A 24,321-nucleotide genomic window follows, 5' to 3' on the forward strand; every position below is an offset into this window, starting at 1 on the left:
TGCCTCCTTGTCCGCCCCCTTTTAACCGGCCTCCTCGAGCCGCACCAGGAAGTCGGTCCCCTCCCAGGTGCCGGCGTCAGGCCAGTAGAAGGTGAAGATGACCCGTTTGCCGGCGGATAGCCCGGCGGTCTCCAGGTCGGTCACCTCGAGCCCCAGACCGGTAGCGCGCGAGGCGGCGTGGCTCACCGTCTCCCAGCCGTCGCAGCTCCAGTAGATGAGGGCCGGCGCGAGGGTCTCGATGCGCAGATCGAGGCCGGCTTTCATGGAGCGCAGCTTGTGGTTGAAACGCCAGGTCCGACGCGGTGCCCGGACGCGATCCTTCAGGTAGCGCTTGACCGGCTGCGGGGGGAGATCGAAGACCCTGCCGTCGCTTAACGAACGCACCAGCTTCAGGTACTCGGCGTGGGCCCAGACCAGCGGCTGCGCGGAGCCGGTCGGGCCCCCGAAATGGAGATCCCTTCCCGGGAGATCTTGGCCGTCCCATACCTGCTCGGGCAACAGCCCCCCCGGCGAGGCAAGCGCCTCCAGGGTTCTTCGGAGGCGGCTGGCCTCGTCGGGGCGGCCGGCTGCCAGTTCGTAGTGGGCGCGCTCTCCGGTGAGTAGCGGCCAAGGGCGGCCGCGGCCGGTGCCATCGAAGGGGGCACCGTCTTCGTGCTCGCCGTAACCGTCTCCGTTGTAGCGGTACCAGACGGGTCCCTGGTCCATCTCCAGTTTAAGGAGCGCGTCCACCAGGCGCAGGGTTGACGCGATGCGCGGGTCGTCCGGGGCGCGCAGCCCGAAGCGGACCAGAGCCAGGGCGTCGGGGCTCACCAGGTGCGCCACCGGAAGCGCCGCCTCGGCCGGGGGGCGGTTGCGCAGCGGAACGAGTTCCGGGGCGCGCTCGGACTCGACGGCGGGATCCCGAACCGCAACCCTCACGTAGTAGCCGGGGAGGTCGTACTCGCGGCACCAGTCGCTGTCGGTCAGGTACATCCAGCGCTCCAGCGAGTCGTTCCAGACGTCGGCGGTTTCGCGCAGGTAGCGCGCCACTCCCGCCTCGCCGCAGGCCTCGGCGAGTTCGGCGCCGGCCAAAAGTGCCGCCACCTGGGCGGCCACGGTGAAGGGGGAGTAGCCGGGATCCTCCTCCCAACGGTCCTGCGGGCTCACCGGACCGACCCGCACCAGGTACCCCACGGCCTTGCGCACCATGGGCCAGAAGCGCTCCAGGGAGCCGGCATTAAGCGCCCCCTCGCGCCGGGCCAGATCGACCAGGAGCACCGGGAGCGCGGTCTCGTCGAGCTGGATGCCGCTTTGCCCGGGTGTTCCGTCCAGCCAGAGGTTTTGCACCCAGTGCCCGTCCGCCTCCTGGGTCGCCTCGAGAAAACCCAGGGCCCGAACGGCCTCCTCCTTGGCCCCCAGCGCCAGAAAGCCCCCCGCCGCCTGCACCAGGTCGCGCGGCCAGGCGAGGTGATACCCCCCCAGGTCGTTGTCCCCGCGGCTTTCCCCCCAGGGGATGGAGAGGCTCGCGATGATGCCGCCGGGGAAGTGCCCGGCCTCATGGCTGCGCAACAGCGCGGCGCTTGTCCGGTACAGGGCGGGAAGCGGAGCGTCCTTCACCTCGTCCAGGGGTAGGAGCCCCTGCTGCCACCCGCTCCAGCGCCGCAGGTATTCGTCGCGTGCCGCCGGGAACCCCTGGCACAGGGCGGCGCGGGCGCGCTGCCCCGCCTCGGCGGCCCCTTCCCCGAAGCCCAGCGCGAGGAGAAATGATCCCTGGCTGGCGGCCAGGTCCACTTCGGCGCAGAGCGCCACGTTCCCGTTGTCGGCACAGCCGTAGTACCAGAACAGCGAGCCGTGCTGCATGAGGTCTTGCCAGCCATCCGAGCTGCCGACGTACCCGACCGAGCGGGCCAGCCAGGGAACCGAGCAGGCCAGGGCAAGCGCGCTGCCGTCGCGCTCGGCGCAGAGGAGCTCCACCCCCTTGTACTCGCCGACCCGGGCGTTGTTCCCTCCCCCCCGGTTCCCCAGGTGCGGTGCCAGGAGTACGAAGAGCCGGTAGCGCTGCAGCGCCCCGTCGAGCGCCTGGAAGCGGATCTGCTGCAGGAGTACCGGGCGCCGGGGGTCGCTCAAAAGTTCCTTTTCTACGAGATAGCGCCCCTGTTTGCAGCGGGTAACGACCCGGAAGGCGGGCACACCGGGGGCGAGCCAGCTCAACTCGGCGACCGTGTCGCGCTTTTCCTCCGAGCGGAACTGCGCCCCGTCGGTGACCAGCAGCCCCAGGTCCCGCAGGCAGGCCCGGTCGATGCGCGGGTAGTAGACCTCGTTCACGATTCCGTGCCCCACCGTGAACCAGAGCGGGCTGGCACCGCTGAGCGCGGTACCCACGCCGGATTTCGCGCTCGAGGTCCAGCGCGCCGCGACACCCGGCCACCCCGGTGCAGCTTGCCCTTGTTCTCCCATACGGCCCCCCCGGCAGACAATCATTAGTTTTAGCTGGACTTCGCCTTGGTTATGATAACGGCAAATAACGGCAAGGCAAGCGCCCGCCAGGTGGCGCCGGGACAGCAAAAAGCCGCCAAAGCGATTGCTTTGACGGCCTGGCGGGACACGCTGCGGCGGCGGGTTTTAAGGGGGTGGCGCAGGGGCTTTCATGATCGCATCGGCTATCTTTTGGCTCAGTGTGGAGAGGGCGCGGCTGAAGGCGGCGACCAGGGAATCGTACCCCTCCCCCGCCGTCTCGTCGAGCCGAACGCTGCCGGTGCGCGGGGTGCTCTCCGCGGCGCCGCGCAGGGTCCAGGCCACCTCCAGGGAAACCCCCTGCCCCGGTTGCGCCTCGAAGCGCTCCACATCGAGGAGCAGGCGGTAATCGGCGCTGACGCCGGCATGTTCCTGGTAGCTGAAGGCGCGTCCCGGGCCGAGCAGGCGCCCCAGATCCGCGGCGACCACCCGGGCGATCCCCCCCTTGAGCGGTTCGGCCCAGCGCTGCTGCTCGAGGATCTCCACGCGGTTGCCGGCAAGCCGCACCACGAGTTGCGGGCGGTCTACCAGTTCGGGAAGGGTCACCGGGCCGACCGCGACCCTCGGCTCGGCGCCGGACGAAACGGGGGGCGCAGCCGGCAAAGGAGCCGGCACCGGGCGCCCCGGAAGCCTCCGTGCGGGGGTCTCGGCGGCAGGCGGCGCGGCGGCGGGACGCGGGGAGGCGAGCGACGGGGCGAGCGGCTCGAGGGTGTAGAAGCTCACCTGGGGAGACCTGGAGCAGCCAAGGGAGAGGAGGGCCAGCGCCCCCGCGAAGAAGATGCGCCTCATTTCTTGTCCTCCTGTTTGCCGCGGACCAGCGATTCGGGGTGCTGCTCCAGGTAATCGCCCAGGACCCTGAGGGACTGGGCGGCTCGGGAGACCTCGCGCAGGGTATCGCGCAGGTCGAGTTGCAGCGGAGCGTCCGGGGCGAGCACGCCGTTTGCCTGCCCCAGCGTGCCGCGCGCCTGCCCCAGGGTGCGCTTGAGCTCGTCCAGGGTGGCGCGCACGTCCTCGAGCGACTTGCGGGCCTCGACGAGCGTGGAGCGGGCCTCCGGCACCACCGCCTGGTCCACGTTCTTCAGGAGCCGGTCGGCGCTTTTCAGCGTGGAGTCGAGCGACTGCACGGTCTTGCGCGCGTCGCCCCCCAGCTCCTCGATCGGCACCTTCTCGAACTTCTGCACGATGCGCATGAGCTGTTTCTGCAGCTCGCCCATCGACCCCGGCACGGTCGGGAAGCGCGGCGGGGTGGAGCTCCAGTCGATGCCGGCCTTTTTCGTCTTCGGGAAGAAATCGAGCGAGACGTAGAGTTGGCCGGTGACCAGGCTGCCGCTTTTGATCTCGGCCCGGAAGCCGTGGGCGACCAGGGCGTCGAGGAGCGCACGGGAGGTGAGCGGTACCGCCTGGCGGTTCTTGTCGCGCCCCTGGGCCTTGAGCCGGTCCGGGTAGAGCTGTATCTCGACGGGAATCGCCACATCCGAATTGGCGGCGTTGATCGCGACGTCGATCCGGGTCACCTCGCCCACCGTCACCCCGCGCAGGTCGACCGGTGCCCCAACCGCGAGCCCGCGCACCGACTCCTGGAAGATGAGCGTGTAGCGCTCAGTCACCTCGGCGTGCTTGAAGGCCTCCTCCTTGGTGGTGTAGAGCGGGAACACGGAGTTCCCCTGGGCGGCCGGCGCGTTGAAGCGGTCGTCCGGGGTCTGGAAGGCGATCCCCCCCAAGAGGATGGAGACCACCGATTCGGTGTTCACCTTGATGCCGCTCGCGTTGAGGGTCACGTCGACACCGCTGGCGTGCCAGAAGACCGTATTGGTCTTTACGTACTGGTCGAAGGGGGCCCTGATAAAGGCCCGTACGGTTACCCCCTTGCCGTCGGGATCGAGCTCGGTGCCGATCACGTGCCCCACCTGCAGGCGCCGGAAGAAGACCGGTGCCGAGGCGTCCACGGAACCGACGTCCTCGGCGTGCAGCACGAACTGGCGCCCGGGGACCTCGAGAGAGACCGCCGGCGGAGCCTCCAGCCCCACGAACTCGTCGCGACGCTCGGTGGAGGTTCCTGCGTCCACCCCGATGTAGGAGCCGCCGATCAGGGTGCCCAGGCCGGTCACGCTGCCGCCGGAGATGCGGGCCTTCACCACGTAAAAGCGGGTGTCCTTCACCAAAAGCCCACGGGCGTCCTTGCTCATCTCGGCGGTGACCACCACGTGCGAGCGGTCCCTCGAGATGGCGAGCCCCTTCACCTCGCCGATCTGCACGTCCTTGTACTTGATCTTGGTCTTACCCGCCTCCATCCCCTCTCCGGTCTTGAAGACGATGGTGATGGTCTCGCCGCGGTCCAGGATCGCCTTGGCGGCAATGGAGAGGCCGACCAGGGCGGCGACGATGGGGATGATCCAGACCAGCTGGATCGAGAAGCGGCGGCGCGGTTCGCTGACCGCCTCGGGGATCTCCGGGAGTTCCGGGCTATTGGGCGTCTCGTTCATGACCTCTCTCTTTGTACAGGGGATCCCAGATGAGCCGGGGATCGAATTTCAGGGAAGCGAACATGGTGAGCACCACGACGGCGCCGAAGGCAACCGCGGCGGGACCCGCCTTGACCGTCGCCAGGGACCCAAGCTGCACCAGGGCGGCCAGAAGCGTCACCACGTAGATGTCCAGCATGGACCAGCGCCCCACCAGTTCCACCATCCGGTAGAGCCGGGTGCGCTGGCGCGGCTGCCAGGTGGAGCGGCGCTGCACCGAGATAAGCAACACGGTGAGCGAGATGAGCTTTAAAAGCGGGATCAGGATGCTCGCGATGAAGACCACCGCGGCGATCCCCCAGGAGCCGGTCTTCCAGAGGTGGACCACCCCGCTCATGATGGTGTCCTTGCGGTAGCTTATCAGCGACCCGGTCTCCATCATGGTGAGCAGGTTCGCCGGAATGTAGAGGATGTAGCCGGCAATGAGAAAGGCCCAGCAACTGGTGACCGAGCCGACCTTACGCGCGTGCAGATGCGCCCCGCAGCGCGGACAGTGCGCGGCCTGCCTGGGATGGCTTACCCGCGAGACCAGGTTGCAGACGTGGCAGGCACGCAGCCCGAGGCTTGCGGCGCTTCCGGAAAGCGGGCTCATGGCGCCACCTTGCGGCCGGTGATCCGGTCCACGCAGCACCAGACGTCCCGCGTGCTGAAGGAGGCGGCCGCCGCGGCAATGAGCAGGGTCAGCACGGCGAAAGACCACAGGGCAACCCCGGGGACCACCCGGAAGTTGCCGGTCAGTTTGACGAGAGAGACCAGGATCCCCAGCATGAAGACCTCCACCATCCCCCAGGGCTCGGCAAGGCGCATCAGGCGCAAGAGCTGGTTGTACCCCGAGGGGAGCATCCCCAACTGAAGCGGCAAAAGGAGGTAGACCAGGGAGAGGATCTCCAGGGCCGGTATGACGATCGCGGTTATGAAGACCACCGTGGAGACAAGCTGCATCTCCTGGTCCCACAGCGAGCGCACCGCATCCAAGAGGGTGATCCCCTTCAGCGTCCCCTGGGCCTCGATGCCGAAGATGGGAAACCAGTTGGCGATCAAAAAGACCAGCGCGGCGCCCACCGAATAGGCGAGCGTGCGGTTGACGCTGTCGGTGGCGTTACGGTACAGGACCGCGCCGCAGCGCGGGCAGGTCGCCGCGCACCCGGGGTTGAGCGGAATCTCGCGCTGCAAGAGGTCGCAGTCGTGACAGGCTATGAGGGGTGCGTGTTCGGACATGGCTTTACTTTGAAATCGGCGATAACCTGCCTGCTCTTAAATGATAAAGGGGCCGCAGCCTGAGCAGCAACCCCTTTTGTTACAGTGGTCGGTTTTCAGCTGCCAAAGCGAACTACGGCAGTATGAGCCACGGAAGCCACCAAGGGCACGGAGAAGACCTTGAGTAAGTGGCAGCTGGCATCATCTCCCGCACATTCGAGAGAAGCAACAACAAACGCTTTTGAGGTTTGTCACCAAAGAGACTCAAATGGGGTGCGCACCCCTAATATGTCGCGGAGTTTTCCGCCGTGTGCTTGGTGGCTCCGTGGCAACCGCCTCAAGCTTTCCCGGTTCATCATGAGTTTCTATTACCGTATTTCCCGGTAACAGGCAAGTGGCATTTACCGGCAGCAGAAGCGATATCCCTTTCAGGTGACGGGGTTACTCTGCGCCCGTGGAGAGCACCTCGTCCATGAGGGAGCAGGCGATCTCCCACCAGGCTGGCTCGACCCGCAGAAACGCCTCGACCACGTCGGGGTCGAAGAGACTCCCTTTGCCGGCCACGATGATCTGCACCGCAACCTGGTGCGGTATGGGTTCCTTGTACACCCGCCGTGAAATGAGGGCGTCGTAGGTGTCGGCGATGGCCATGACGCGCCCCGCCCAGGGGATCTCCTCACCCTTGAGCCCCTGCGGATAGCCGGAGCCGTCCCAGCGCTCGTGGTGCGAATAGGCGAGATCCTTGGCAAAGGCGAGCAGCTGGTCGCCCCGCATCCCGGCACGCTCTTCGGCGCGGGCGATGGTGTCCCTCCCGTAGACGGTGTGTTTTTTCACCTGCTCGTACTCCTCTGCGGTAAAGGCGCTGCTCTTGTGCAAAAGGTGATCGGGGAGACCCACCTTGCCGATGTCGTGCAGCGGGGCGAGTTTGGCGAGGAGCTCGATGGTCTCCTGATCGAGCAGCAGCCGGTAGCGCGGGAAATTCCTGAGTTCCTGGCAAAGGACCATAAGGTAGCGCTGGGTGCGCAGGATGTGCGCGCCGGTTTCGGTGTCCCGGATCTCGGTCAAGGCGGTGAGCGAGGTCATGATGAACTCACGGGTCGCGGCCAGGTCGCGGGTCTGGCCTAGCTCGCGGCGCTCCCCGAAGAAAAGTCTCACGGGGAGCGCGGCGCAGAGGGCGCCGGCCAGTGCGATAAGCGGGAGAACCGGGGAGAGCAGCACGCCCTGTGCCTGGAAGAGCGCCCCGGCGCCGAACCAGGCGGCCAGGCCGGCGAGTGCGGTGACCAGGGTCCCCGCCAGGATCGGGAGCCCCGCGCCGGCCAGGCTCCCCAGCGTGCCGGCACTGAGGACCGCCAGGGGGCGGAACAACCAGGGCGCACCGCGGACGAAGTCGCCGTTCAGCAGGTTCTCGACCGCAATGGCGTGCACCTGCACCCCGGCGAGCAGCGACTCCGCCTGGACTGGCGTGGTGACCGTCTCCCCCATCCCCGTCGCGGTAGCACCGACCAGGACCAGCTTCCCCCTGAGCACATCCGGCGCGAGGGTGCCGTCGAGAAGCGCCGCGGCCGATACCGGCTGCTGCACCCCCTGCCAGCCGCGGTAGCGCAGCAAAAGGCGCCCCCGCTCGTCCAGCGGAATGATCCGTGTGCCGGCCTTGAGCTGCAGATCCCCCAACCAGGAAGCGCTCAGCACGGGTTCCGGCAGCGCCGGGTCGGATCGTAACAGCGTCGCCAGGGCGAGGCTTGGGTAGATGCGGTCCGCCTGGCGGATCAGCACCGGCATGCGGCGCAGGACCCCTTCGGGCTCGAAGGAGGCGTTCAGGAAACCGGAGCGCCTCACGCACCGGGTGAAATCGGGACGGCTGGTGAGCGCGCCGCGCGCTTCCCAGAGCCGGGAGAGCGGGTTCGCCCCGCCGGGAGCGGTGAGGGAGACGAGGCTTAACTGCTGGGGCGGCTGCCTGACGTTGAAGCGGCGCTCTTGCGCGTCGAAGGCCATCTCGTAGCCAAGGACGAAGGGGCCGGCGCGCAGGGCGTGTTCCAGGGCGAGGTCCCCCGCCGCCCCGGCCGCATCCGGTTCGGCGAAGATGATGTCGATGCCGACACTGGCGGGATGCTGGGCGGCGATCCGCTCCAGGAGCTCCGCCACCCGGGTGCGCGGCCAGGGCCAGCGGCCGTAGCGGGCCAGGGTGGCGTCGTCCAGGGCCACCACCACGGGGAGCCGGTATCCGGCCGGCATCCGCTCCTTCTGGATCAGGTGATCCTGAAAGCGGCCGTCCAGGTTGCCGACCAGGGGGATTTTCAGCAGGGAGACCAGGGTGAGGAACAGGGTCAGGGCGAGCCCTAAGGCAAGCGCCGGCGCCCTGCCGCCGGGATAGCGGGAACGCCAGCCGGTGCTGGGGGAGTTTCCGGGGATGTCGTTGCTGGACCTGGCTGCCACCGTAAGGACCTCCGGCTAGCGCACGGTGACCTCGGCCCGACGGTTGCGCGGTTCGGCCGTCTCGTCGGGGGTCTTCACCTGCGGATCGTTTTTGCCACGCGATGCCGCATCAACCCGGACCGGAGCCGCCCCGAGCGCCGTGAGCTTTTCGGCTACCGTCGTAGCGCGCCTGAGGCCGAGGTTGTAGTTGAACTCGATGGTTCCCACGGTATCTGCATGCCCGACCACGGAAATCTCGGCGGGGCGGCGGGCGTTGACCACGCGGGCGATTTCGGGGAGGAGTCGTTCCGATTCCCGCAGAAGCCGCGCCGAGCCGAACTCGAAGTAGAGCTGGTAATGCACCGGGGGCTGCGGCAGGGCCTCCAGGAGGGCCCGGTACTGTTCGCGCACCGCGGCCGGGTCGAGTTGCACCGGGCGGCCGGGCTCCCGGCCTCCCCCCTCGACCGCAACCGACTCGAAAGGCCGTGTCAGGCGTTCGGCCCCCTTCTGGTTCTGGACCGTCACCTCGCCGGTGGGCCGGTTCTCTTCCGGAAGGAGGATGAACGACGCCTTGGGCCCTGCGCAGCCGCCGACCAGCGTCAGGAAAAAGAGGAAAAGGGGAAGCAGTCGGCGGGAGAGCGGGTTCATGGATCGACTCGCGCAATGAGGTGGGTGCCGCGTATGCCCAGGGTGGCCACCGGCGTCTCGATGTGGACCGATCCCGGCGAGAGTTTGGAGATCTTTCCAGAGAGGTACTCGATGAGGCCGCGGCTTAGGCGCAGCACCATCGCGAAGGAGCCCTGGGCGGGATCGTAGCTGAAGCGCTCGATGCTGGTACGGCTCGAGGACCCGAGGGAGAGCACGGTGTCGTCGCGCAGGATGACCCCAAGGGAGCCGTGGGCGCCGGTTGTCAGGGCATCGCCCTGCATAAGCCCCGTCCCCGGGGTCGCTCCCAACCGGTGGCCGTCGCGCACGATGAAGGCTTCGCCGGTTGCCGATTTCACCAGGCCAACCTGCTGCAGGTCGGCCGCCTGGGCGACGGCCGCACTCAAAAGAAGCGCTATCACTAGAGAAAAAGTCCTGCGCATAGCGTTACCCGGTACTTCGGTTAGCAATTCGGACTACTTTTGTCTTCAATGTAACGCTTTTGACGCGGGCAAGGCCAGCTATTTTCGGAACAGCGGGATTAGCCACGGAGACACGGAGGACACGGAGAGAGCATTTTGGAGGGAGACAAGCGGAAACAGTGGTGAACCACTTGCAGGGAAAGGCGGACCATCACTGTCTCACCTTTTCAACGGCTTGAGTGAGTGGCCTTCAGGTGACAGGTGAAAGATCGTTTGCCTTCTTTCAGATCAGCACACAGCGGTCAGGCCGGGACGAAGTAGACGTCGGTTGCTTTGACAAGAGGATGATGGTCAAGGAGGCGTCGACCCGGGCCAGCTCCTCGACCGCCACCAGATAGCTCGCCAGGTCGCGCCCGCCCCCGCCCATCCGGGTCGGGAACGGGAGGCTGAAAACCCCCATGCGCTGCAGTTGCTTAACCAGCTCTTCGGGAAACTCTCCGCTCTGGTCGCGTTGCGCCGCACCGGGACGCACCTCGGCCTCGGCAGAGGTGCGCACCCGCTTTTTAAGCGCCAGCTGCTCCCCATCGAGGTCCCAGACCGTGTCAGGCATAGTGCGGCACGCTCGCCAGGACTTCCTTCAAGGCTGAGATGCACTTTTCCAGCTCGGCCAGGTCCGCCTCGATGAGCTGGATTTCATCTCCCATCCGCAGTTTCCGCGCCGCCTGCTGCACCATCCCGATGTGTATCCCGATAGTCTCGTTCACCCTGGAGGTCTCGAATCGTGTCATCGCGGTCTCTCCTTGTACGGCACGACCTGCCGGCTACTTTTTGACTCCGCCACCCAGGGCGGAACGCACCGATTTCAGGGTATCCAGGTTCTTCTGCATGGCGCTCAGATGCTTCTCCATGTCGGTTATGGCGCCACCGAGCTTGGCCACGGTGCCGACCGTCCCGCCGCTCTCCGAGGCGCGCTTCATGACGTCGCTGCCGATTTCGCCCAACTGGGCCTCGGCGTTTTGCGGGGTCACCGACCCGCAGAGATACCCTGCGGAAAAGACGGCGCTAAGAACGGCTACGCGTATCAGGTTCCATATGGTGCAGTTGGGCATGTGACACCTCCTCTGGTTAGTTATGGCACCTTGCGGTAAGAAAACGGCCCTCCCCGGGCCGGCCAGGCTCAAAGAGCTGCGGCGGTCGCCGGCACGGGCCTGAGCGCCGCGTGTGATCTCGGCCGGCGCCGGTCGGGGGAAGCCAGGCCAGCGCCCGACTCCCCCCTTTCCAGGCACGTTTTCGGACGCCAAGACGCGGGTTTGGTTCAGGTGAGGACAGGATCAGGCGGCGAAGCGGGAGATCAGCTCCTGGCACATCCTTTCGCAGTTCTGGCAGGCATTGCGGCAGATGCGGCAGTGGGCGTGCATTTCGGCGTGGTTCCCGCACTCCTCGGCGCAAACGCGGCAAGCGATGACACAGGATTCCAGCTGGGAGCGCACCAGTTGCACATTGAACTGGGTCTGACGCCCGAGGACCCGCGCAGTGGCCTGGCAGATGTCGGCGCAGTCGAGGTTCAACCTGATGCAGCGGGTGAGTTCCTGGACCTTCCGCTCTCCGAGGCAAGCGTCGGCGCAGGAGGTGCAGACGACGGCGCAGTCCCAGAGTGCTTCGATGCATTGGGTGAGGCCGGAGATTTCCACGGGCGGGCGTTGGGGGTGGGTACTCAGCATTTCCTTGGTTTTCATAGACATTTCTCCTTGCTGGGTAATGACAGGCCATTGGAGTCAGAAAACATTGGAGAATGCTAACACACACCATCGGATGCGCAATGGAGGGGTCGGTCTGCCGCTGGACACCGTGTGCTACATTTTTTTTGGCTGGCCGCAACCTCGCGCCCGCTACGTGAATCCGCATCGCACGGTCTTGTGTCATTTCTTGACCTGGATCATGATGTAAAAAATGAATGGTGCTAGGATGAACTCATAAGCGACAGGAGATATGGGGGGACGGCGCGCCTCGAGCCTCCTGCAGGCAGCTTGCAAAGAGACCGTTACCGGCAACAGGCCAGCGACCAAGGAGAATAGAGATGACAGAATCAGCGGGTAAGGCAAAGAAAACGGTGGGCGATCTGGTAGCGCAGGATTACCGCACTGCAAAAGTGTTCGAGAAGTTCGGCATCGATTTCTGCTGCGGCGGAAACGTGGAAATCACGGAGATCTGCAGGCAGAAAGGGATCGATCAGGCACAGCTGCAGCGGGAACTTGAAGAGGTGACCTCGACGCCGGTGGACCGCAGCCAGAACTACGGCGCCTGGGAACTCCCGTTCCTTGCCGACTACATCGTCAACACGCACCACGCCTATCTGAAGGAGAACACCGCCCGCATCGTGGGATACGCCAACAAGATCGCCGAGGTACACGGCCCGCATCACCCCGAGGTGATCGAGATCGCCCGGATCTTCCGCAAGATAGCGACCGACCTGGGGGCCCACCTGCGCGAGGAGGAAAACGTCCTCTTCCCTGCCATCAGAAGGCTCAGCGAGCTTGCGAAGTCTGGCTCCGCGAAGGATGCGGAAGAGATAGGGGCATTGAAGCAATCGCTGGTCGCGCTGACCCACGAACACGACGAGATTGGCGCCGCCATCCACACCATCAGGGACTTGGCCCGCGGGTACCAGATCCCGGACGACGTCTGCAACACCTTTGCGCTGACCTACAAGAAACTCGAGGAGTTCGAGGACGACCTGCACAAGCACGTCCACCTGGAAAACAACATCCTCTTCCCGAAAGCCGCGAAGCTCTAGAGGCGAAGGTAAGGCTCGGTGCACCTGACCTTCCTGGCATCCAGGAGGTTTCCCACCATCTGGCAATGGTTACGACCCCGGGATGGCCCAGCCGATCAGTCTCGGTGATCCCCTCCTGCACCCGCCGGCGCGCCTACCGCATCCTCGATAGGGCGCGGGTCGGCTCGAGATACCTGCATCGTCACATCAGGAAAGGGTCCGACCTGCACAGGGGAAGGACCCTTTGCCGTTGCAGTTTCGCGCGTCAGACGTCTTCATCCGGGAGCCCCCCCGGTTTCGCGGGAACCTCACCCAGCCCTTACGGCCTTTCGCGGTGTGACCTCTGACCTCTCAATTCCCTTATCCGACAAGTACCATCCTCACGCCAGAGAACGTCAAACTTCGTGCCCCGTCACATCTCACAGACAATAAGCTAATTATTTCCCGATACCAGCCGATACTACCAGAAAGCACGCCCGGACTCTCTCTGACACCGATTCAGTTAAATCAGTGTAACCGAGCCAGGGTTGTCGCAGTTAAAAGGAAGGGATATGGCTATCAGCGATAAAGACTTCGAGCAGCTTCGCGATTTTATCTACCGCCACTGCGGGATTTATTTCAACGCTGCCAAAAAATATTTCCTGGAGAGCAGAGTGTCGCATCGGCTCGCGGCAACCGGCATAAAGACGGCGGCGGAATACCATGCCCTGCTCTCCTCGCCGGCCGGAGCCACTGAGCTCAAGTTCTTCATGGATGAGATCACCACCAACGAGACCTACTTCTTCAGAAATCCCGCTCAGCTTAAGGCGCTGGAACAGAAACTTTTCGCGGATATCGTGGAGAAGAAGAACAAGATCGGCTTCCGCAAGTTGAGAATCTGGAGCGCCGCGTCTTCCTCCGGCGAGGAGGCCTATACCCTGGCGATGGTCATCCTGGAGCACCGCTCGACGCTGTTCAAGGACTGGATCATCGAGATCGTGGGCACGGATATCAACGAGACGGTGATCGCCCAGGCCAAAGAAGGGGTCTACAACGCCTACTCGGTGCGAAACGTTCCGCCGCACCTCAAAAGCAAGTACTTCAAGGAAGACGGCGGCAAGTACATACTCTCGGCCGAAGTGAAGAAGTTCGTCACCTTCAACAAGCTGAACCTGTTCGATGACACCAAGATGATCTTTATGAAGAGCTTCGATCTCATCTTCTGCGCGAACGTGCTCATCTATTTCGACTTGGCCGCCAAGGCAAAAGTCGTGCAGCACTTTTACAACAACCTGCAGCCCTACGGTTACTTTTTCATCGGGCAATCGGAATCGCTGCACGGTGTCAACGACCTGTTCAAGCTGGTTCACTTTCCCGGAGGCTTTGCCTACTGTAAGTAGTAGATGCATCGAGGAGGTTGCACATGAAAGAAACGCTGATGGCCGCCAAGGCCGAGCAACTGGTCGGGGATTCCGATGCCCTGCCCACCATCCCGACCGTCGCCACGCGGATCCTGGCACTTTTGGACCAGGGCGAGGTGAACCTCGACGAGGTGGCGGACCTGATGCTGGCGGACCAGATCCTGACAGCGCGGGCACTCAAGATCATCAACTCGCCGGTGTTCCGTCCCAGCACCCCCATCACCTCCCTGAAAGCCGCGGTAGTCTACCTTGGTGTGGCGCACATCCGGGAAATCATACTGACCACCTCGCTCATCGACATCTTCGACGGCGGGTCGGCCGGAGAGCTCAGTGCCTTCTGGGAACACTCCTTCGGGGTGGGGATGGTCGCCAAGGTCATCGCGGGGAAAGCCGGCTATCGTGACGTGGACAAGGCGTACATCGCCGGGGTGATCCACGACATCGGGATCGTCTTTTTGAGCAGCTACCATGGAGACGGGATCAAGCGGGTGCAGAGCCGGTTGGACAAGGGAGCGGATCTCCTGGCGGCCGAGGTGGAGGAATTCGGGGCGAGCCACTGCGAGGTCGGGCTCTGCCTGGCCAAGCGCTGGAACTTCCCGGATGCCTACTGCGAAGTCATCGCCTGCCACCACGATCCCTACCAGGCGACCCTCGATCCCGTGCTGTGCGCGCTGGTGAACCTGGCGAACCTTTTCTGGAGCATGCACCTCCCCGATTACGGTGGCTGGGTGAGCTTCAACCTGGCCACGGAGCCGGCCTGGAAACTCTTGAAGGAGCGCTGTCCCGAGCTGAAAATGGACGAAGAGCGTTTCCGCTACGAACTCGAAGAGGCCGTGCACGAGGTGCAGCAGTTGGTGGCTTCCATCTTCACCAGCTAAACCGCTCGCCCGCAGCCCGTACAACAAAAGGGTCCGCCCCCCAGGGGAACGGACCCTTTGTTTTTTGCATCCAAGACCAGGCCTTCATGGTTTGGCTGGGAGCATGGTCATCCCCCAACGGATCCAAGACCTCTCGCCCCACTCTGTGACCCTCTGTCCTGACAATCGACCCGTTAACCGAAGACTTCGTACAGTGCCCCGTCGACCAGTGCGGTAATCTCCCTGGCAACGGGATAGTCACGTTGCAGCCGGCCGGCTCTGTCCCGGTAGGCGGGGAGCAGCTCCGGGCGCACCTTGTTCATCAGGCGCAGGGTTTGCGCGCAGAGCATGCGCACCGTGGCGTTGCGCGGCTGGTCCATGCAGAGACGGAAAACGCCGTCCAGGATGTCCCGCTCGCCACGCAGCGCGGCCCCCTCCAGAAAATCGAGGTTAAGGCAAGAGAGGCTGAGCTGCTGCTCCAGGCGCATGAGATAGTCGGCCACGTGAGCTTCAATCGGCAGATGATACCAGGAAGGTGCCGATGTCATCCGCACCCCGGCCTTCGCAGCAAGCAGCTTGGTCAGTTCGGTGCACACCTGGTAGATCCAGTCCCCACCCCTTTCATCGACGGCGACAGTCTTTTCGGCCAGCCGCATGCCATCGACCGTCCGCACCAGGCGAATGGTCAAGGTCCCCCTCGGCGAGGCTTGATCGATGGTCACGCCGAGGAGGTAATCGGGGGCATCGCCCTCGCTTCCCGCCATCTTGCAGAGCACGTCGTCACTGCACGGGGTGTCGAACACCGCGAAACCCTCACCTTGTGCCCACGGGATGAGGGCGACGCCGACGGCATCGGAAGCCAGATGTATCACCTCCGCCAAAAGCAGCGGGAGCGCACGGCTCAAACGGGTGGCTCGGCCGGTCTCAACAGCCTCAGCTCCGAGCACGGTGCTGCCGAGGACCATGAAACGCGGCGCGGTGCTGCTTTTCGGCGCCAGCAGCTTCGCAAAAGGTGAACGCTGCCGCATCCACAGAGGGCCCTCAATGGTCAGTGTCGTCAACCCTGCCGCTCCGACCGGGTCGGCGGCCGCGCCCAAGGGAGCCGGTTCCTCATCGGGCTCGGGCTGCAGCTCGGGAAGTGAGGAGAATTCGTCACCCGTTTCGGAGACGAACTCCAAGTCGCAGAAGGGATCCTCCTCCGCCCGCTCCCGATCGCTCAAATGGCAGCGCACCTTGGCCAGCGCAGTCGAGACGGCGGCATCATCCCCCTCTTCTTCCAGGTACTCCTCGAGAAGCAACTGAGCGTCTACTGCCCTGTCGCTCGCCAGATACACAAGCCCCAGCAGCGTAGTCCCGCGGGCGACCAAGGGATCCGTGTTGTAGAGATGTTCGGCGTAGGGGATGAGTTCCGCGCTGAAGCCGTCGTTCAGCGCCTTGACCAGCAAGCAATGCAGCTCGTCCGGTTGATCGCGGTGCCGGTCCAGATTCGCCAGCAGCACGTTGTCGAGCCACTGGTTCTTGCCGATGAAGAACTCGCGTCCCGATTCGTCAAAGACTTTGATCCTTCCCGGGTCGTCGGCGGGAACATCGTCCCGTACACTGGCAGGAACCGAACTCGATGCCCCATCCGGCTTAGCAGTATCTGGCTTAAAGCCAAAGAACTTACTGAAAATGCCCATCGATAGCCCTTCTAAAACGAGACGTAGTAGCGTACCAAGCGTAGACGGCGCCTGTGACTATAGGGTCTTTTGCGGGCCATTTCAATAAGAAGCTGTGCCGGCACTGATTACTGTTGCCCGTGCCCCTCCTGCGGCAGCAGCAACTCCCAGTACCCCACATCGAGCCAGCGCTCGAACTTCCAGCCGATTTCGCGGAACTCGCCGGTTTTTCGGAAACCGAATTTCTCATGCAGCGCTACGCTGGCAGCGTTCGGCAACGTGATCCCCGCGATGACCGCGTGCACCGATGCGCCGCGCAGCCGGGCCAGCAGTTCCCGGTACAGAAGCGACCCGAGACCGGCCCCGGTCGCCGACGCATCGAGGTAGACGCTGCTCTCCACGGAGAACCGGAAGGCGGAGCGCCCCTTCCAGGGAGCGGCATAGGCATAACCACGGATTTTGCCGGACTCTTCGTAGACGATCCAGGGACAGCGCCGGGTGTACTCCTCGATCCGGGAGGCCATCTCCGTCTCCGAGACCGGCTGTTCCTCAAAAGTGATCACGGTGTTACGAACATAATGGTTGTAGATGCGGCAGATGGCCGCAGCATCGGACGTCTCGGCGTTGCGGATCACTTGTTCCTCCGGGGGCAGCGGGGAATTATTTAGGCACAGGGGAAAACGGCGCTGAGGGATGTGTAGAAGGGCGAATAATCACTCGCCTACATGCCACAAACCTATGCCCGGAACTCGCGGAAGGACCTCCAAAAGGGTCGAGATCCTCTAGTGAGCCGGGGCGGTCTGCGTAGCTGCCAGTTGCCAAGCCGCAGCCCCGTTTGAAGGCCTGCGGCTCGGCAACCCAGTGGTGGCTAGAAGGCCGGGATGATGGCCTGGCCGTACTTCTCTTTCAGGAACTGTTTCAACTCGGGGCTCTGCAGGGCGGCGACCAGCTTCTTGATGTCTTCGCGCCCTTCTTCGCCTTTACGTACCACGAGGATGTTCGCGTAGGGCGACTTGGCGTCCTCGCGGAACAGGGCGCTCTGCGGGTCAATCTTGGCATCGAGGACGAAGTTGGTGTTGATAACGGCACCGTCGACGTCGGGGAGGGTGCGGGTCAACTGGGCTGCCTCAACCTCGACGAACTTGAATTTCTTCGGGTTGTCCACGATGTCTTTCGGGGTCGCCTGGAAGTTGGAAATCCCCTGCTTCAGCTTGATCAGCCCCTGTTTCTCCAAAAGTGCCAGGGCACGGTACTCGTTGGAGGGGTTGTTGGGTACCGCGATCTGGGCGCCGGGCTTCAGGTCGTTGATCGAGGTAAGCTTCTTGGAGTAGAAACCGATCGGCTCCACGTGGATGGAAGCGGCGACGGCGAACTGATAGTTCTTCTCCTTGACCACCGACTCGAGGTACGGGACGTGCTGCCAGTAATTGGCGTCGATCTGCTTCTCGGCCAGGGCCGGGTTGAGCCTGGTCTCGTCGTCGAGCGTCACCACCTCGAGGTTTACCCCCTGTTCCTTGAGCTTGGGGACCACAAACTTGAGGATGTCGGCATGCGGGACGACTGCGGCTCCTACCCTGAGGGTAGCACCTGCTGCCGGTGCCGCGCTGCTGCCTGCCGGGGTGTTCTCTTTCTTCTTGCAACCCGCGAGCGCACCCAGTGCCAAAGAAAGGGCCAGTGCGGTGATTCCCAGGGTCTTAACGGTCAACTTCTGTTTCATGAAACATCCCTCCATTGGGTTAAATCCGATCTTTGGAAGACCGGTGATGTTTGGTATCGATTCTACGGGCCAACCGGTCGCCGCCCCACTGTACTGCCTGGACAAAGATCACCAGGAGCACGACGGTTGCGAGCATGACGTCTTCGCGGTAGCGCATGTAGCCATAGCGGATGGCGAGGCTGCCGAGTCCCCCAGCACCGATGGCACCCGCAGTCGCGGTGAAGCCGGTGATGGTGATGATGGCCAGGGTGAGGCCGAGCACCAGCGAGGGGAGCGCCTCGGGGATCAGGACCTTCACCACGATCTGCAGGGTGCTGGCACCCATGGCGAGCGCGGCCTCCACCTTCCCCCATTCCACCTCTTTGAGGCTGTTTTCGATGAGCCTCCCCACAAACGGCGCGGCGGCGATGGAGAGCGGCACCACGGCGGCGGTGGCCCCCAGGGTGGTACCGACCAGGAAGCGTGAGAGCGGCAAGAGAAGCACGATCAAGATGATGAAAGGGAAAGAGCGCGCGATGTTGATGATCGTTCCGAGGGCCCGGTGCAGACGCGGGGAATCTTCCAGATGCCCAGGGGCGGTGAGCACCACCAAGACTCCGAGCGGCAGGCCGAGCACAACCGCGGCCAGCGTGGACAGTACCACCATGTAGAGGGTTTCCGCGAAACCCGATGCGAGCATCGGGAGTAGATCTTCCTGCATTGTTCACCTCATCGTGTAAAGTGAGACGGCACGGATGTCAAACTCCCGGGAACGACGGAGCATGAAGCGCCTGCCGGGATTTGTACATCAGATGCCGGAACCGTTTACCTGCTGCGGGGCACTGTGCGTCAGAAACAGCTGCATGGTGCTGCTTCGGGGGGCGTTGAAGACCTGCTCGACGCTGCCGGACTCCACAATGCGCCCCTGGTCCAGGACCGCGACCTTGTTGCAGATCTGGCGGATGACCTGCATTTCATGGGTGATGAGCACGATGGTCACCCCGAGCTTGCGGTTCACATCGGCCAGAAGATCCAGGATCGAGGCGGTCGTCTGCGGATCCAGCGCCGAGGTCGCCTCGTCGCACAAAAGCAGGTCCGGGTGGTTGGCCAAGGCACGCGCGATCCCCACCCGCTGCTTTTGTCCGCCGGAAAGCTGGGACGGGTACGATTGCTTTCGGCCATGGAGCCCGACCAGTTCGAGGATCTCGTCCACCCGCGGCCCTATCTCCCGTTTCGGGCAACCCGCCAGTTCCAGGGGAAAGGCGACGTTGTCGAAAACGGTCCGGGAATCCAGCAGATTGAAGTGCTGAAAGATCATGCCTATCTTCTTGCGGGCCTCCCGCAAGGCCCCGCGGTCCAAGCCAACAAGCTCGCGTCCGGCCACGACGATACTGCCGCTGTCCGGCTCTTCCAGCCGGTTCAGGCAGCGGATCAAGGTGGACTTACCGGCGCCGCTTAGCCCGATGATGCCGAAGATGTCTCCGCTGTCCACCGTCAACTCGATGTTGCACAGAGCGTCAACCGGTCCGTGTGCGGTCCGGTACCGCTTGTTAAGCCCACTGATGGTGATCATCCCGACTCCCTGCACTGTTTTGAGCTGCCTCAGACAAGAGGAGGCCAAGGAGGGTTCCCCGGCCTCCAGTGGTCTGGTCAGCGGCCATACTCTATTACCCTATTGGGTAAGTAGTCTATACAGCAAAGGCGGCGAAAAGTCAACTCATTAATCCCCCCCTGACCGCCGTCCAGTAGCCGAGTAAAAACAACTCAACTGCCAAGCACCGGCCGCTTGTCCCCGGGGGCCATCCGGCGACCATACCGTTTCGGTACGCCTGACCTCTTTCCCCAAAAAAAGGCCAGGCGTAGCCGTTTTAACAGCTTCTGCCTGGCCTCCAGGTTGTCGGGTATCACTACGGTTACCAGGTTTTGGCAACCGCTTGCCCCTTAGCATCAGAAAGGGACTGGTCCTTTTCCAGACCGTGCGGCAAGTCCCGCTTTACGATGTCACCACGAGCCCACGCGCCACTACCTCGGCAACGTCCCGCACCTCGACCATGCCGCTGGCCAACTCCTTCACCCCGTCCTCGATCATGGTCATGCAGTAGGGACAGGTAACGCAGATGGTATCGGGGTGGCTATCGAGTGCCTCCTCCACACGGTTCAGGTTGATCCGTTCGCCCAGGTGCTCCTCCAGCCACATGCGCCCGCCACCTGCACCACAGCAAAAGGATTGTTCCTTGTTTCTGCGCATCTCGAGCGGCGCGCTCCCGGTGGCCAATTCGAGCACCGCGCGGGGAGCCTGGTAGACGCCGTTGTGGCGCCCCAGGTAGCAGGAGTCGTGGAACACCACACTCCCTGCATCGACCTCCTGAAGTTGGAGCCTCCCCTCACGCATAAGGCCTTCAATAAATTCGGCGTGCGGGATCACCTCGATATCCAGGCCGTACTGCCGGTAGTCGTTTTTAAGCGTCGTGAAGCAGTGCGGGCACTGAGTGATCACCTTGGTCACCCCTCTCTCATGGAAGGCGGCCACGTTGTCGCGGGCAAACTGGTCAAAAAGGTACTCGTTCCCCAGGCGGCGCAGGCTGTCACCACAGCACTTTTCCTCCTTGCCGAGGATGCCCCAGGATACGCCTGCGGCGTTCAGTATCTGCGCCAACGCCAGGGTCACCTGTTTGCTCCTCGGATCGAAGGAACCGGAGCAGCCGACGTAGAGCAGGTACTCGGTCCGGCCCGCCTCGAAGGTCGGCACCTGCAGGGAGCCCGACCACTTGGTCCGCTCAGCGGGAGCGATGCCCCAAGGGTTGCTGCGCTGCTCCAGGTTCTCGAAGAGCAAGAGCAGTTCTTGGGGGAAATCGGCATGCATCTGGACCTGGTGCCGGCGCAGCTTGGTGAGCTTGGGTAACTGTTCGATGCAGACCGGGCAGGCGGCCAGGCACGCCGCACAGGAAGTACAGGACCAGATGGCATCAGCCGCCACGCTCTGCCCCCCCTCTCCTACCAGCGGGATGGAGCGGGAGCCACCAGCCTTGATGAGCGGGCCGCTCACCAGGAGGTTTTCCTTGATGCTGTGCATGACCAGGCGCGGGTTGAGCGGCTTTCCGGTCGTGGTTGCCGGGCATTGCTGCTGGCAGCGACCACATTCGGTACAGGAGAAGGAGTCGAAGAGATCCTTCCAGGTGAAGTCATCGATTCGACCGGCACCCAACCGCCCGCCTTCAACGAATTCCTCACGTGGCGGTACCGGGATACCATCCAGCTCCTTGAGGTAGCAATTGGGGAGCGCCGCCAGGATGTGCAGGTGTTTGCTGAAGGGAAGATAGTTGAGAAAGAACAGCAGGGCTGCAGCGTGCAGCCACCAGAAGCAGGCTCCGACGAACCTCAGCTGGCTCGCGCCCAGGTGGCCGCCGAGCAGTCTCCCCGCGACCGAACTGACCGGCATGGCGGCCGCTGCGGGCTCGGTCCCTGCTGCTATTTCGGCGCCGTGCAGACCGAAGTAGGCGATCATGAGTACGCCGATCAGGGCGAGGATGCCGAAGGCCTCCAGGCTGCGCGCTTCCCGGTAGGGGGGATTGATTGCGCGGCGACAGGCGGCGACGCACACCGCAACCAAGGCGGCGAGGGATACCAGGTCGAAGACGGTCAAAAGCGGCCCGTACCATGCGGCGGGCAAGAGCGAGAAGCGGGCGGGCGGGAAGATTCCGGCCAGCAGGAATTCGCCGTTGGCCAGGGCCAGGACGAGAAAGGACCAGAAGATCAGCAGGTGGTTCAGGCCAAAGGGACGGCTCAGCACCCGCCGCTGCAATAGGGCGAGGCTGAACATCGCCTTGAGCCGCTGCCCGGGGTTGGAGAAGCGGTCCTCAGTGCCCCCCAGGGCGACCAGCCCCAGGCGGGTGTAGCAACTCCAGCAGAACAGGAGACTTGCGCAAATCAGAAGTGGTGCGAAGACAATGGGATCAGGTTGCATAGGGTTCCTCTTTTTCTGGGCTGAGCGACGCGGTGCAATATCACCTGACGCCCTTCAGCTCCCTGAGGTAGCTGGTGATTGCCGGAACAACCTTGAACAGGTCGCCGACGATACCGTAGCCTGCTACCTCGAAGATGGGGGCCTGCGGGTCGCGGTTGATGGCGATGACCAGGTCGGAATCCTGCATGCCGACCAGGTGCTGGATGGCCCCGGAGATCCCGCAGGCGAGATAGATCTTCGGACGCACCGTCTTGCCGGTCTGCCCCACCTGGCGCTCCGCGGGCATCCACCCGGCGTCCACCGCGCTGCGCGAGGCCGCCACAACCCCGCCAAGCTCGTCCGCCAATTCCTGCAGGATGCCGAAGTTCTCCTTGGACATCATGCCGCGTCCGCCGGAGACGATGAACTCGGCGCCGGCGATGTCCACCTGGTTGCCCCGATTCTCCCGGATCACCTCGAGCACCTTGGTGAAGACCAGCGCCTCGTTGATGGGGAGGGTCTCGTGGACGATACTGCCGCTGGCGATCGGCCTGCGTTCAGGGAGCGTCATGACGTGTGCGCGCACGGTGGCCATCTGGGGGCGGAACCGGTCGCACATGATGGTTGCCATGATGTTGCCGCCAAAGGCCGGGCGGGTCTGCATCAGGTTGCGGTTCTCATCGATGTCGAGACCGGTACAGTCGGCGGTGAGCCCGGTCCCGACCCTGGTCGCCACCGCACCAGCCAGGTCGCGCCCCAGGCCGGTCGCTCCCATAAGGACGACCTCCGGGCGGTACTTCTCGATCAGGTGGCAGAGGGCGTCCAGATAGGGGTAGGTTCGGTAGTGCAGCAAGACCGGCTGGTCCACGAGGTAGACCTTGTGAGCGCCGTAGTACATAGCCTCCTGACACAAGTGCTCCACCCGGTCGCCAAGGACCACCGCGCAGAGTTCGACGCCGAGTTTGGTCGCGAGCTCGGCACCTTTGCCGAGGAGTTCCCAAGAGACCCGGGCGGCCTCGCCGTCAGTCTGCTCGACGAAGACCCAGATACCGCGGTATTGAGCCACCAGTGCGCGACGGGCCTTCTCCTCCGGGTCCGCATCCTCCTCCGCCAGGTCCTTTTGGCCGTCCAGGGCCGCGAGAATCTCCAGTTCCTCCGGCGAATAGAAGATCTCCAGCGCACCGCCCGGACAGGCCTTTACGCACTTCAGACAGCCGATGCACTTGGCAAGCAGGATCTCCGGCTCGCCCGCAGCGTTCATCTCGATGCCGTCTACTGGGCAGCTCCCCTGGCAGCGGGCGCCGCAGGCGATGCATTTGCCTTCCAAAAGGCGCACCTTGCCCCGTGGCTTCTTGATCTTGGTTGTGACCTCGGTCATAGGGATTCCTTCTTTACAATCTGTATTGCCACGGAGGCACGGAGCTCACGGAGTACGTCAACGGCAATCTCCCCCCTCCGTGGCAGAATCGGACTTTAGATGGTTAAAAGGTCCCGCGACAGGAGACGCTGGACCAGGTCGCGTGCCGTGCCGGACGGGTCCTTGAGTCCGTTGCCCACGATCTCACCCTGGCTGCGTTCCGGCGAGAAGATCCGGCTCACCCAGGTCGGGGATCCCTTGAGGCCGATGCTGTTGGCATCTAGCCTCAGGACACCGTTGTCCCAAACATCGACATCGCTCTGCACGGCCTTGAGCCGCATGGGAACAGTCGGATAGCGCGGCTGGTTCAACTCCCTCACCACGGTAATCATGGCGGGAAGCTTGGCCTCGACGATCTCGTAGCGCCCCTCAAGCTTGCGGCGCACCCGAATTTTGCGGGCAAGGAAATCCAGGTGCTCGATCCGGTCCACCAGGGTGAGCTGCGAGATACCCAGCCGCACCGCGATTCCCGGCCCCACCTGTGCCGTGTCCCCGTCGATGGTCTGTTTGCCGCAAAATACCAGCCCCACTTCGTCCTGCTCGGCCAGTTTCCTGATCGCGGCGGCCAAGACGTTACTGGTAGAGAGGGTATCGGCGCCGCCGAAGGCGCGGTCGGAGAGCAGGATCGCCCGGTCCACGCCCTGCGACAGCGCTTTCCTGAGAGTGGCCTCGGCATTGGGCGGCCCCATGGAGAGAGCCACAGCTTTAAAACCGTAGCGGTCTTTCATGCGCAGGCTCTCTTCCAGAGCGTGGCTATCGTAGGGGTTGACGATGAACGGGATGCCATCGCGCACCAGGGTATTGGTGACCGGGTCGATCTGCACCTGCGTGGTGTCGGGAACCTGCTTGATACAGGCAACTACGTACATGGCTTGCCTCCTGAACG

At 63.8% G+C, this 24,321-nt stretch carries 23 protein-coding genes; 3 read left to right on the forward strand and 20 right to left on the reverse strand.

Annotated features, from left to right (window positions below):
- Positions 1-21: 21 nt before the first annotated feature.
- The 12 genes from GMST_RS01075 to GMST_RS01130 form a co-directional block, all read right to left on the reverse strand.
- A complete protein-coding gene (locus GMST_RS01075; protein WP_183352749.1) occupies positions 22-2,436 on the reverse strand; it encodes a glucan 1,4-alpha-glucosidase in 2,415 nt (804 codons plus the stop codon).
- Positions 2,437-2,601: 165 nt separating this feature from the next.
- Positions 2,602-3,282, reverse strand: coding sequence for a PqiC family protein (locus GMST_RS01080; RefSeq protein WP_183352750.1), 681 nt, complete (start codon positions 3,280-3,282; stop codon positions 2,602-2,604).
- A complete protein-coding gene (locus GMST_RS01085; protein ID WP_183352751.1) occupies positions 3,279-4,976 on the reverse strand; it encodes a PqiB family protein in 1,698 nt (565 codons plus the stop codon). Before GMST_RS01085 ends, GMST_RS01080 begins: the two co-directional genes overlap by 4 nt.
- A complete protein-coding gene (locus GMST_RS01090) occupies positions 4,957-5,607 on the reverse strand; it encodes a paraquat-inducible protein A (protein ID WP_183352752.1) in 651 nt (216 codons plus the stop codon). The genes GMST_RS01085 and GMST_RS01090 overlap by 20 nt, the downstream gene beginning before the upstream one ends.
- Positions 5,604-6,233, reverse strand: coding sequence for a paraquat-inducible protein A (locus tag GMST_RS01095; RefSeq protein ID WP_183352753.1), 630 nt, complete (start codon positions 6,231-6,233; stop codon positions 5,604-5,606). Before GMST_RS01095 ends, GMST_RS01090 begins: the two co-directional genes overlap by 4 nt.
- Positions 6,234-6,653: 420 nt before the next feature.
- Positions 6,654-8,645 (reverse strand): CHASE2 domain-containing protein, encoded by a 1,992-nt coding sequence (locus GMST_RS01100; RefSeq protein WP_183352754.1) that lies wholly within the window; start codon positions 8,643-8,645, stop codon positions 6,654-6,656.
- Between the two features lie 15 nt (positions 8,646-8,660).
- Positions 8,661-9,272 (reverse strand): OmpA family protein, encoded by a 612-nt coding sequence (locus GMST_RS22365; protein ID WP_183352755.1) that lies wholly within the window; start codon positions 9,270-9,272, stop codon positions 8,661-8,663.
- Positions 9,269-9,691, reverse strand: a complete 423-nt coding sequence (locus GMST_RS01110) for a FecR family protein (RefSeq protein WP_183352756.1) — start codon at positions 9,689-9,691, stop codon at positions 9,269-9,271. Before GMST_RS01110 ends, GMST_RS22365 begins: the two co-directional genes overlap by 4 nt.
- A gap of 283 nt (positions 9,692-9,974) precedes the next feature.
- A complete protein-coding gene (locus tag GMST_RS01115) occupies positions 9,975-10,301 on the reverse strand; it encodes an acyl-CoA dehydrogenase family protein (protein ID WP_183352757.1) in 327 nt (108 codons plus the stop codon).
- Positions 10,294-10,479, reverse strand: coding sequence for a hypothetical protein (locus tag GMST_RS01120; protein WP_183352758.1), 186 nt, complete (start codon positions 10,477-10,479; stop codon positions 10,294-10,296). The genes GMST_RS01115 and GMST_RS01120 overlap by 8 nt, the downstream gene beginning before the upstream one ends.
- Positions 10,480-10,512: 33 nt before the next feature.
- Complete coding sequence (locus GMST_RS01125) at positions 10,513-10,800, reverse strand: hypothetical protein (RefSeq protein WP_183352759.1); 288 nt, start codon at positions 10,798-10,800, stop codon at positions 10,513-10,515.
- 222 nt (positions 10,801-11,022) lie between these two features.
- Entirely contained in the window at positions 11,023-11,427 is a 405-nt protein-coding gene (locus tag GMST_RS01130; RefSeq protein WP_183352760.1) for a four-helix bundle copper-binding protein, read from the reverse strand.
- Between the two features lie 341 nt (positions 11,428-11,768).
- Here GMST_RS01130 and ric point away from each other — a divergent pair, with 341 nt between their 5' ends.
- From ric to GMST_RS01145, 3 genes are all read left to right on the forward strand, one after another.
- The gene (ric, locus tag GMST_RS01135; protein WP_183352761.1) at positions 11,769-12,485 is read left to right on the forward strand and encodes an iron-sulfur cluster repair di-iron protein; all 717 of its coding nucleotides are present in this window, start codon (positions 11,769-11,771) and stop codon (positions 12,483-12,485) included.
- Between the two features lie 530 nt (positions 12,486-13,015).
- The gene (locus tag GMST_RS01140; RefSeq protein WP_183352762.1) at positions 13,016-13,843 is read left to right on the forward strand and encodes a CheR family methyltransferase; all 828 of its coding nucleotides are present in this window, start codon (positions 13,016-13,018) and stop codon (positions 13,841-13,843) included.
- 23 nt (positions 13,844-13,866) lie between these two features.
- A complete protein-coding gene (locus tag GMST_RS01145; RefSeq protein WP_183352763.1) occupies positions 13,867-14,742 on the forward strand; it encodes an HDOD domain-containing protein in 876 nt (291 codons plus the stop codon).
- 173 nt (positions 14,743-14,915) lie between these two features.
- Here GMST_RS01145 and GMST_RS01150 read toward each other — a convergent pair whose 3' ends face one another.
- From GMST_RS01150 to GMST_RS01185, 8 genes are all read right to left on the reverse strand, one after another.
- Complete coding sequence (locus tag GMST_RS01150; RefSeq protein ID WP_183352764.1) at positions 14,916-16,400, reverse strand: hypothetical protein; 1,485 nt, start codon at positions 16,398-16,400, stop codon at positions 14,916-14,918.
- 107 nt (positions 16,401-16,507) lie between these two features.
- Complete coding sequence (locus GMST_RS01155) at positions 16,508-17,014, reverse strand: arsinothricin resistance N-acetyltransferase ArsN1 family B (RefSeq protein ID WP_183352765.1); 507 nt, start codon at positions 17,012-17,014, stop codon at positions 16,508-16,510.
- 233 nt (positions 17,015-17,247) lie between these two features.
- On the reverse strand, positions 17,248-18,096 hold the full coding sequence (locus GMST_RS01160) for a MetQ/NlpA family ABC transporter substrate-binding protein (protein ID WP_183352766.1): 849 nt from the start codon (positions 18,094-18,096) through the stop codon (positions 17,248-17,250).
- 19 nt (positions 18,097-18,115) lie between these two features.
- Positions 18,116-18,796 carry a methionine ABC transporter permease gene (locus GMST_RS01165; RefSeq protein WP_183352767.1) on the reverse strand — a complete coding sequence of 227 codons (681 nt, stop codon included), beginning with the start codon at positions 18,794-18,796 and terminating at the stop codon, positions 18,116-18,118.
- Between the two features lie 87 nt (positions 18,797-18,883).
- Positions 18,884-19,648 carry a methionine ABC transporter ATP-binding protein gene (locus tag GMST_RS01170; protein ID WP_183352768.1) on the reverse strand — a complete coding sequence of 255 codons (765 nt, stop codon included), beginning with the start codon at positions 19,646-19,648 and terminating at the stop codon, positions 18,884-18,886.
- A 420-nt stretch (positions 19,649-20,068) separates the two neighbouring features.
- The gene (locus GMST_RS01175) at positions 20,069-22,039 is read right to left on the reverse strand and encodes a (Fe-S)-binding protein (RefSeq protein ID WP_183352769.1); all 1,971 of its coding nucleotides are present in this window, start codon (positions 22,037-22,039) and stop codon (positions 20,069-20,071) included.
- A gap of 40 nt (positions 22,040-22,079) precedes the next feature.
- Entirely contained in the window at positions 22,080-23,396 is a 1,317-nt protein-coding gene (locus GMST_RS01180) for an electron transfer flavoprotein subunit alpha (RefSeq protein WP_183352770.1), read from the reverse strand.
- Positions 23,397-23,491: 95 nt separating this feature from the next.
- On the reverse strand, positions 23,492-24,304 hold the full coding sequence (locus GMST_RS01185; protein WP_183352771.1) for an electron transfer flavoprotein subunit beta/FixA family protein: 813 nt from the start codon (positions 24,302-24,304) through the stop codon (positions 23,492-23,494).
- Between the last annotated feature and the right edge of the window lie 17 nt (positions 24,305-24,321).

The organism is Geomonas silvestris (assembly GCF_014193515.1).
Classification (GTDB): domain Bacteria; phylum Desulfobacterota; class Desulfuromonadia; order Geobacterales; family Geobacteraceae; genus Geomonas; species Geomonas silvestris.

Bases quoted from the DNA above. Each gene is read 5' to 3' on its own strand.
- GMST_RS01075 (WP_183352749.1), bottom strand. From the start codon at position 2,436: ATGGGAGAACAAGGGCAAGCTGCACCGGGGTGGCCGGGTGTCGCGGCG.
- GMST_RS01080 (WP_183352750.1), bottom strand. From the start codon at position 3,282: ATGAGGCGCATCTTCTTCGCGGGGGCGCTGGCCCTCCTCTCCCTTGGC.
- GMST_RS01085 (WP_183352751.1), bottom strand. From the start codon at position 4,976: ATGAACGAGACGCCCAATAGCCCGGAACTCCCGGAGATCCCCGAGGCG.
- GMST_RS01090 (WP_183352752.1), bottom strand. From the start codon at position 5,607: ATGAGCCCGCTTTCCGGAAGCGCCGCAAGCCTCGGGCTGCGTGCCTGC.
- GMST_RS01095 (WP_183352753.1), bottom strand. From the start codon at position 6,233: ATGTCCGAACACGCACCCCTCATAGCCTGTCACGACTGCGACCTCTTG.
- GMST_RS22365 (WP_183352755.1), bottom strand. From the start codon at position 9,272: ATGAACCCGCTCTCCCGCCGACTGCTTCCCCTTTTCCTCTTTTTCCTG.
- GMST_RS01115 (WP_183352757.1), bottom strand. From the start codon at position 10,301: ATGCCTGACACGGTCTGGGACCTCGATGGGGAGCAGCTGGCGCTTAAA.
- GMST_RS01120 (WP_183352758.1), bottom strand. From the start codon at position 10,479: ATGACACGATTCGAGACCTCCAGGGTGAACGAGACTATCGGGATACAC.
- GMST_RS01125 (WP_183352759.1), bottom strand. From the start codon at position 10,800: ATGCCCAACTGCACCATATGGAACCTGATACGCGTAGCCGTTCTTAGC.
- GMST_RS01130 (WP_183352760.1), bottom strand. From the start codon at position 11,427: ATGAAAACCAAGGAAATGCTGAGTACCCACCCCCAACGCCCGCCCGTG.
- ric (WP_183352761.1), top strand. From the start codon at position 11,769: ATGACAGAATCAGCGGGTAAGGCAAAGAAAACGGTGGGCGATCTGGTA.
- GMST_RS01140 (WP_183352762.1), top strand. From the start codon at position 13,016: ATGGCTATCAGCGATAAAGACTTCGAGCAGCTTCGCGATTTTATCTAC.
- GMST_RS01145 (WP_183352763.1), top strand. From the start codon at position 13,867: ATGAAAGAAACGCTGATGGCCGCCAAGGCCGAGCAACTGGTCGGGGAT.
- GMST_RS01150 (WP_183352764.1), bottom strand. From the start codon at position 16,400: ATGGGCATTTTCAGTAAGTTCTTTGGCTTTAAGCCAGATACTGCTAAG.
- GMST_RS01160 (WP_183352766.1), bottom strand. From the start codon at position 18,096: ATGAAACAGAAGTTGACCGTTAAGACCCTGGGAATCACCGCACTGGCC.
- GMST_RS01165 (WP_183352767.1), bottom strand. From the start codon at position 18,796: ATGCAGGAAGATCTACTCCCGATGCTCGCATCGGGTTTCGCGGAAACC.
- GMST_RS01170 (WP_183352768.1), bottom strand. From the start codon at position 19,648: ATGATCACCATCAGTGGGCTTAACAAGCGGTACCGGACCGCACACGGA.
- GMST_RS01175 (WP_183352769.1), bottom strand. From the start codon at position 22,039: ATGCAACCTGATCCCATTGTCTTCGCACCACTTCTGATTTGCGCAAGT.
- GMST_RS01180 (WP_183352770.1), bottom strand. From the start codon at position 23,396: ATGACCGAGGTCACAACCAAGATCAAGAAGCCACGGGGCAAGGTGCGC.
- GMST_RS01185 (WP_183352771.1), bottom strand. From the start codon at position 24,304: ATGTACGTAGTTGCCTGTATCAAGCAGGTTCCCGACACCACGCAGGTG.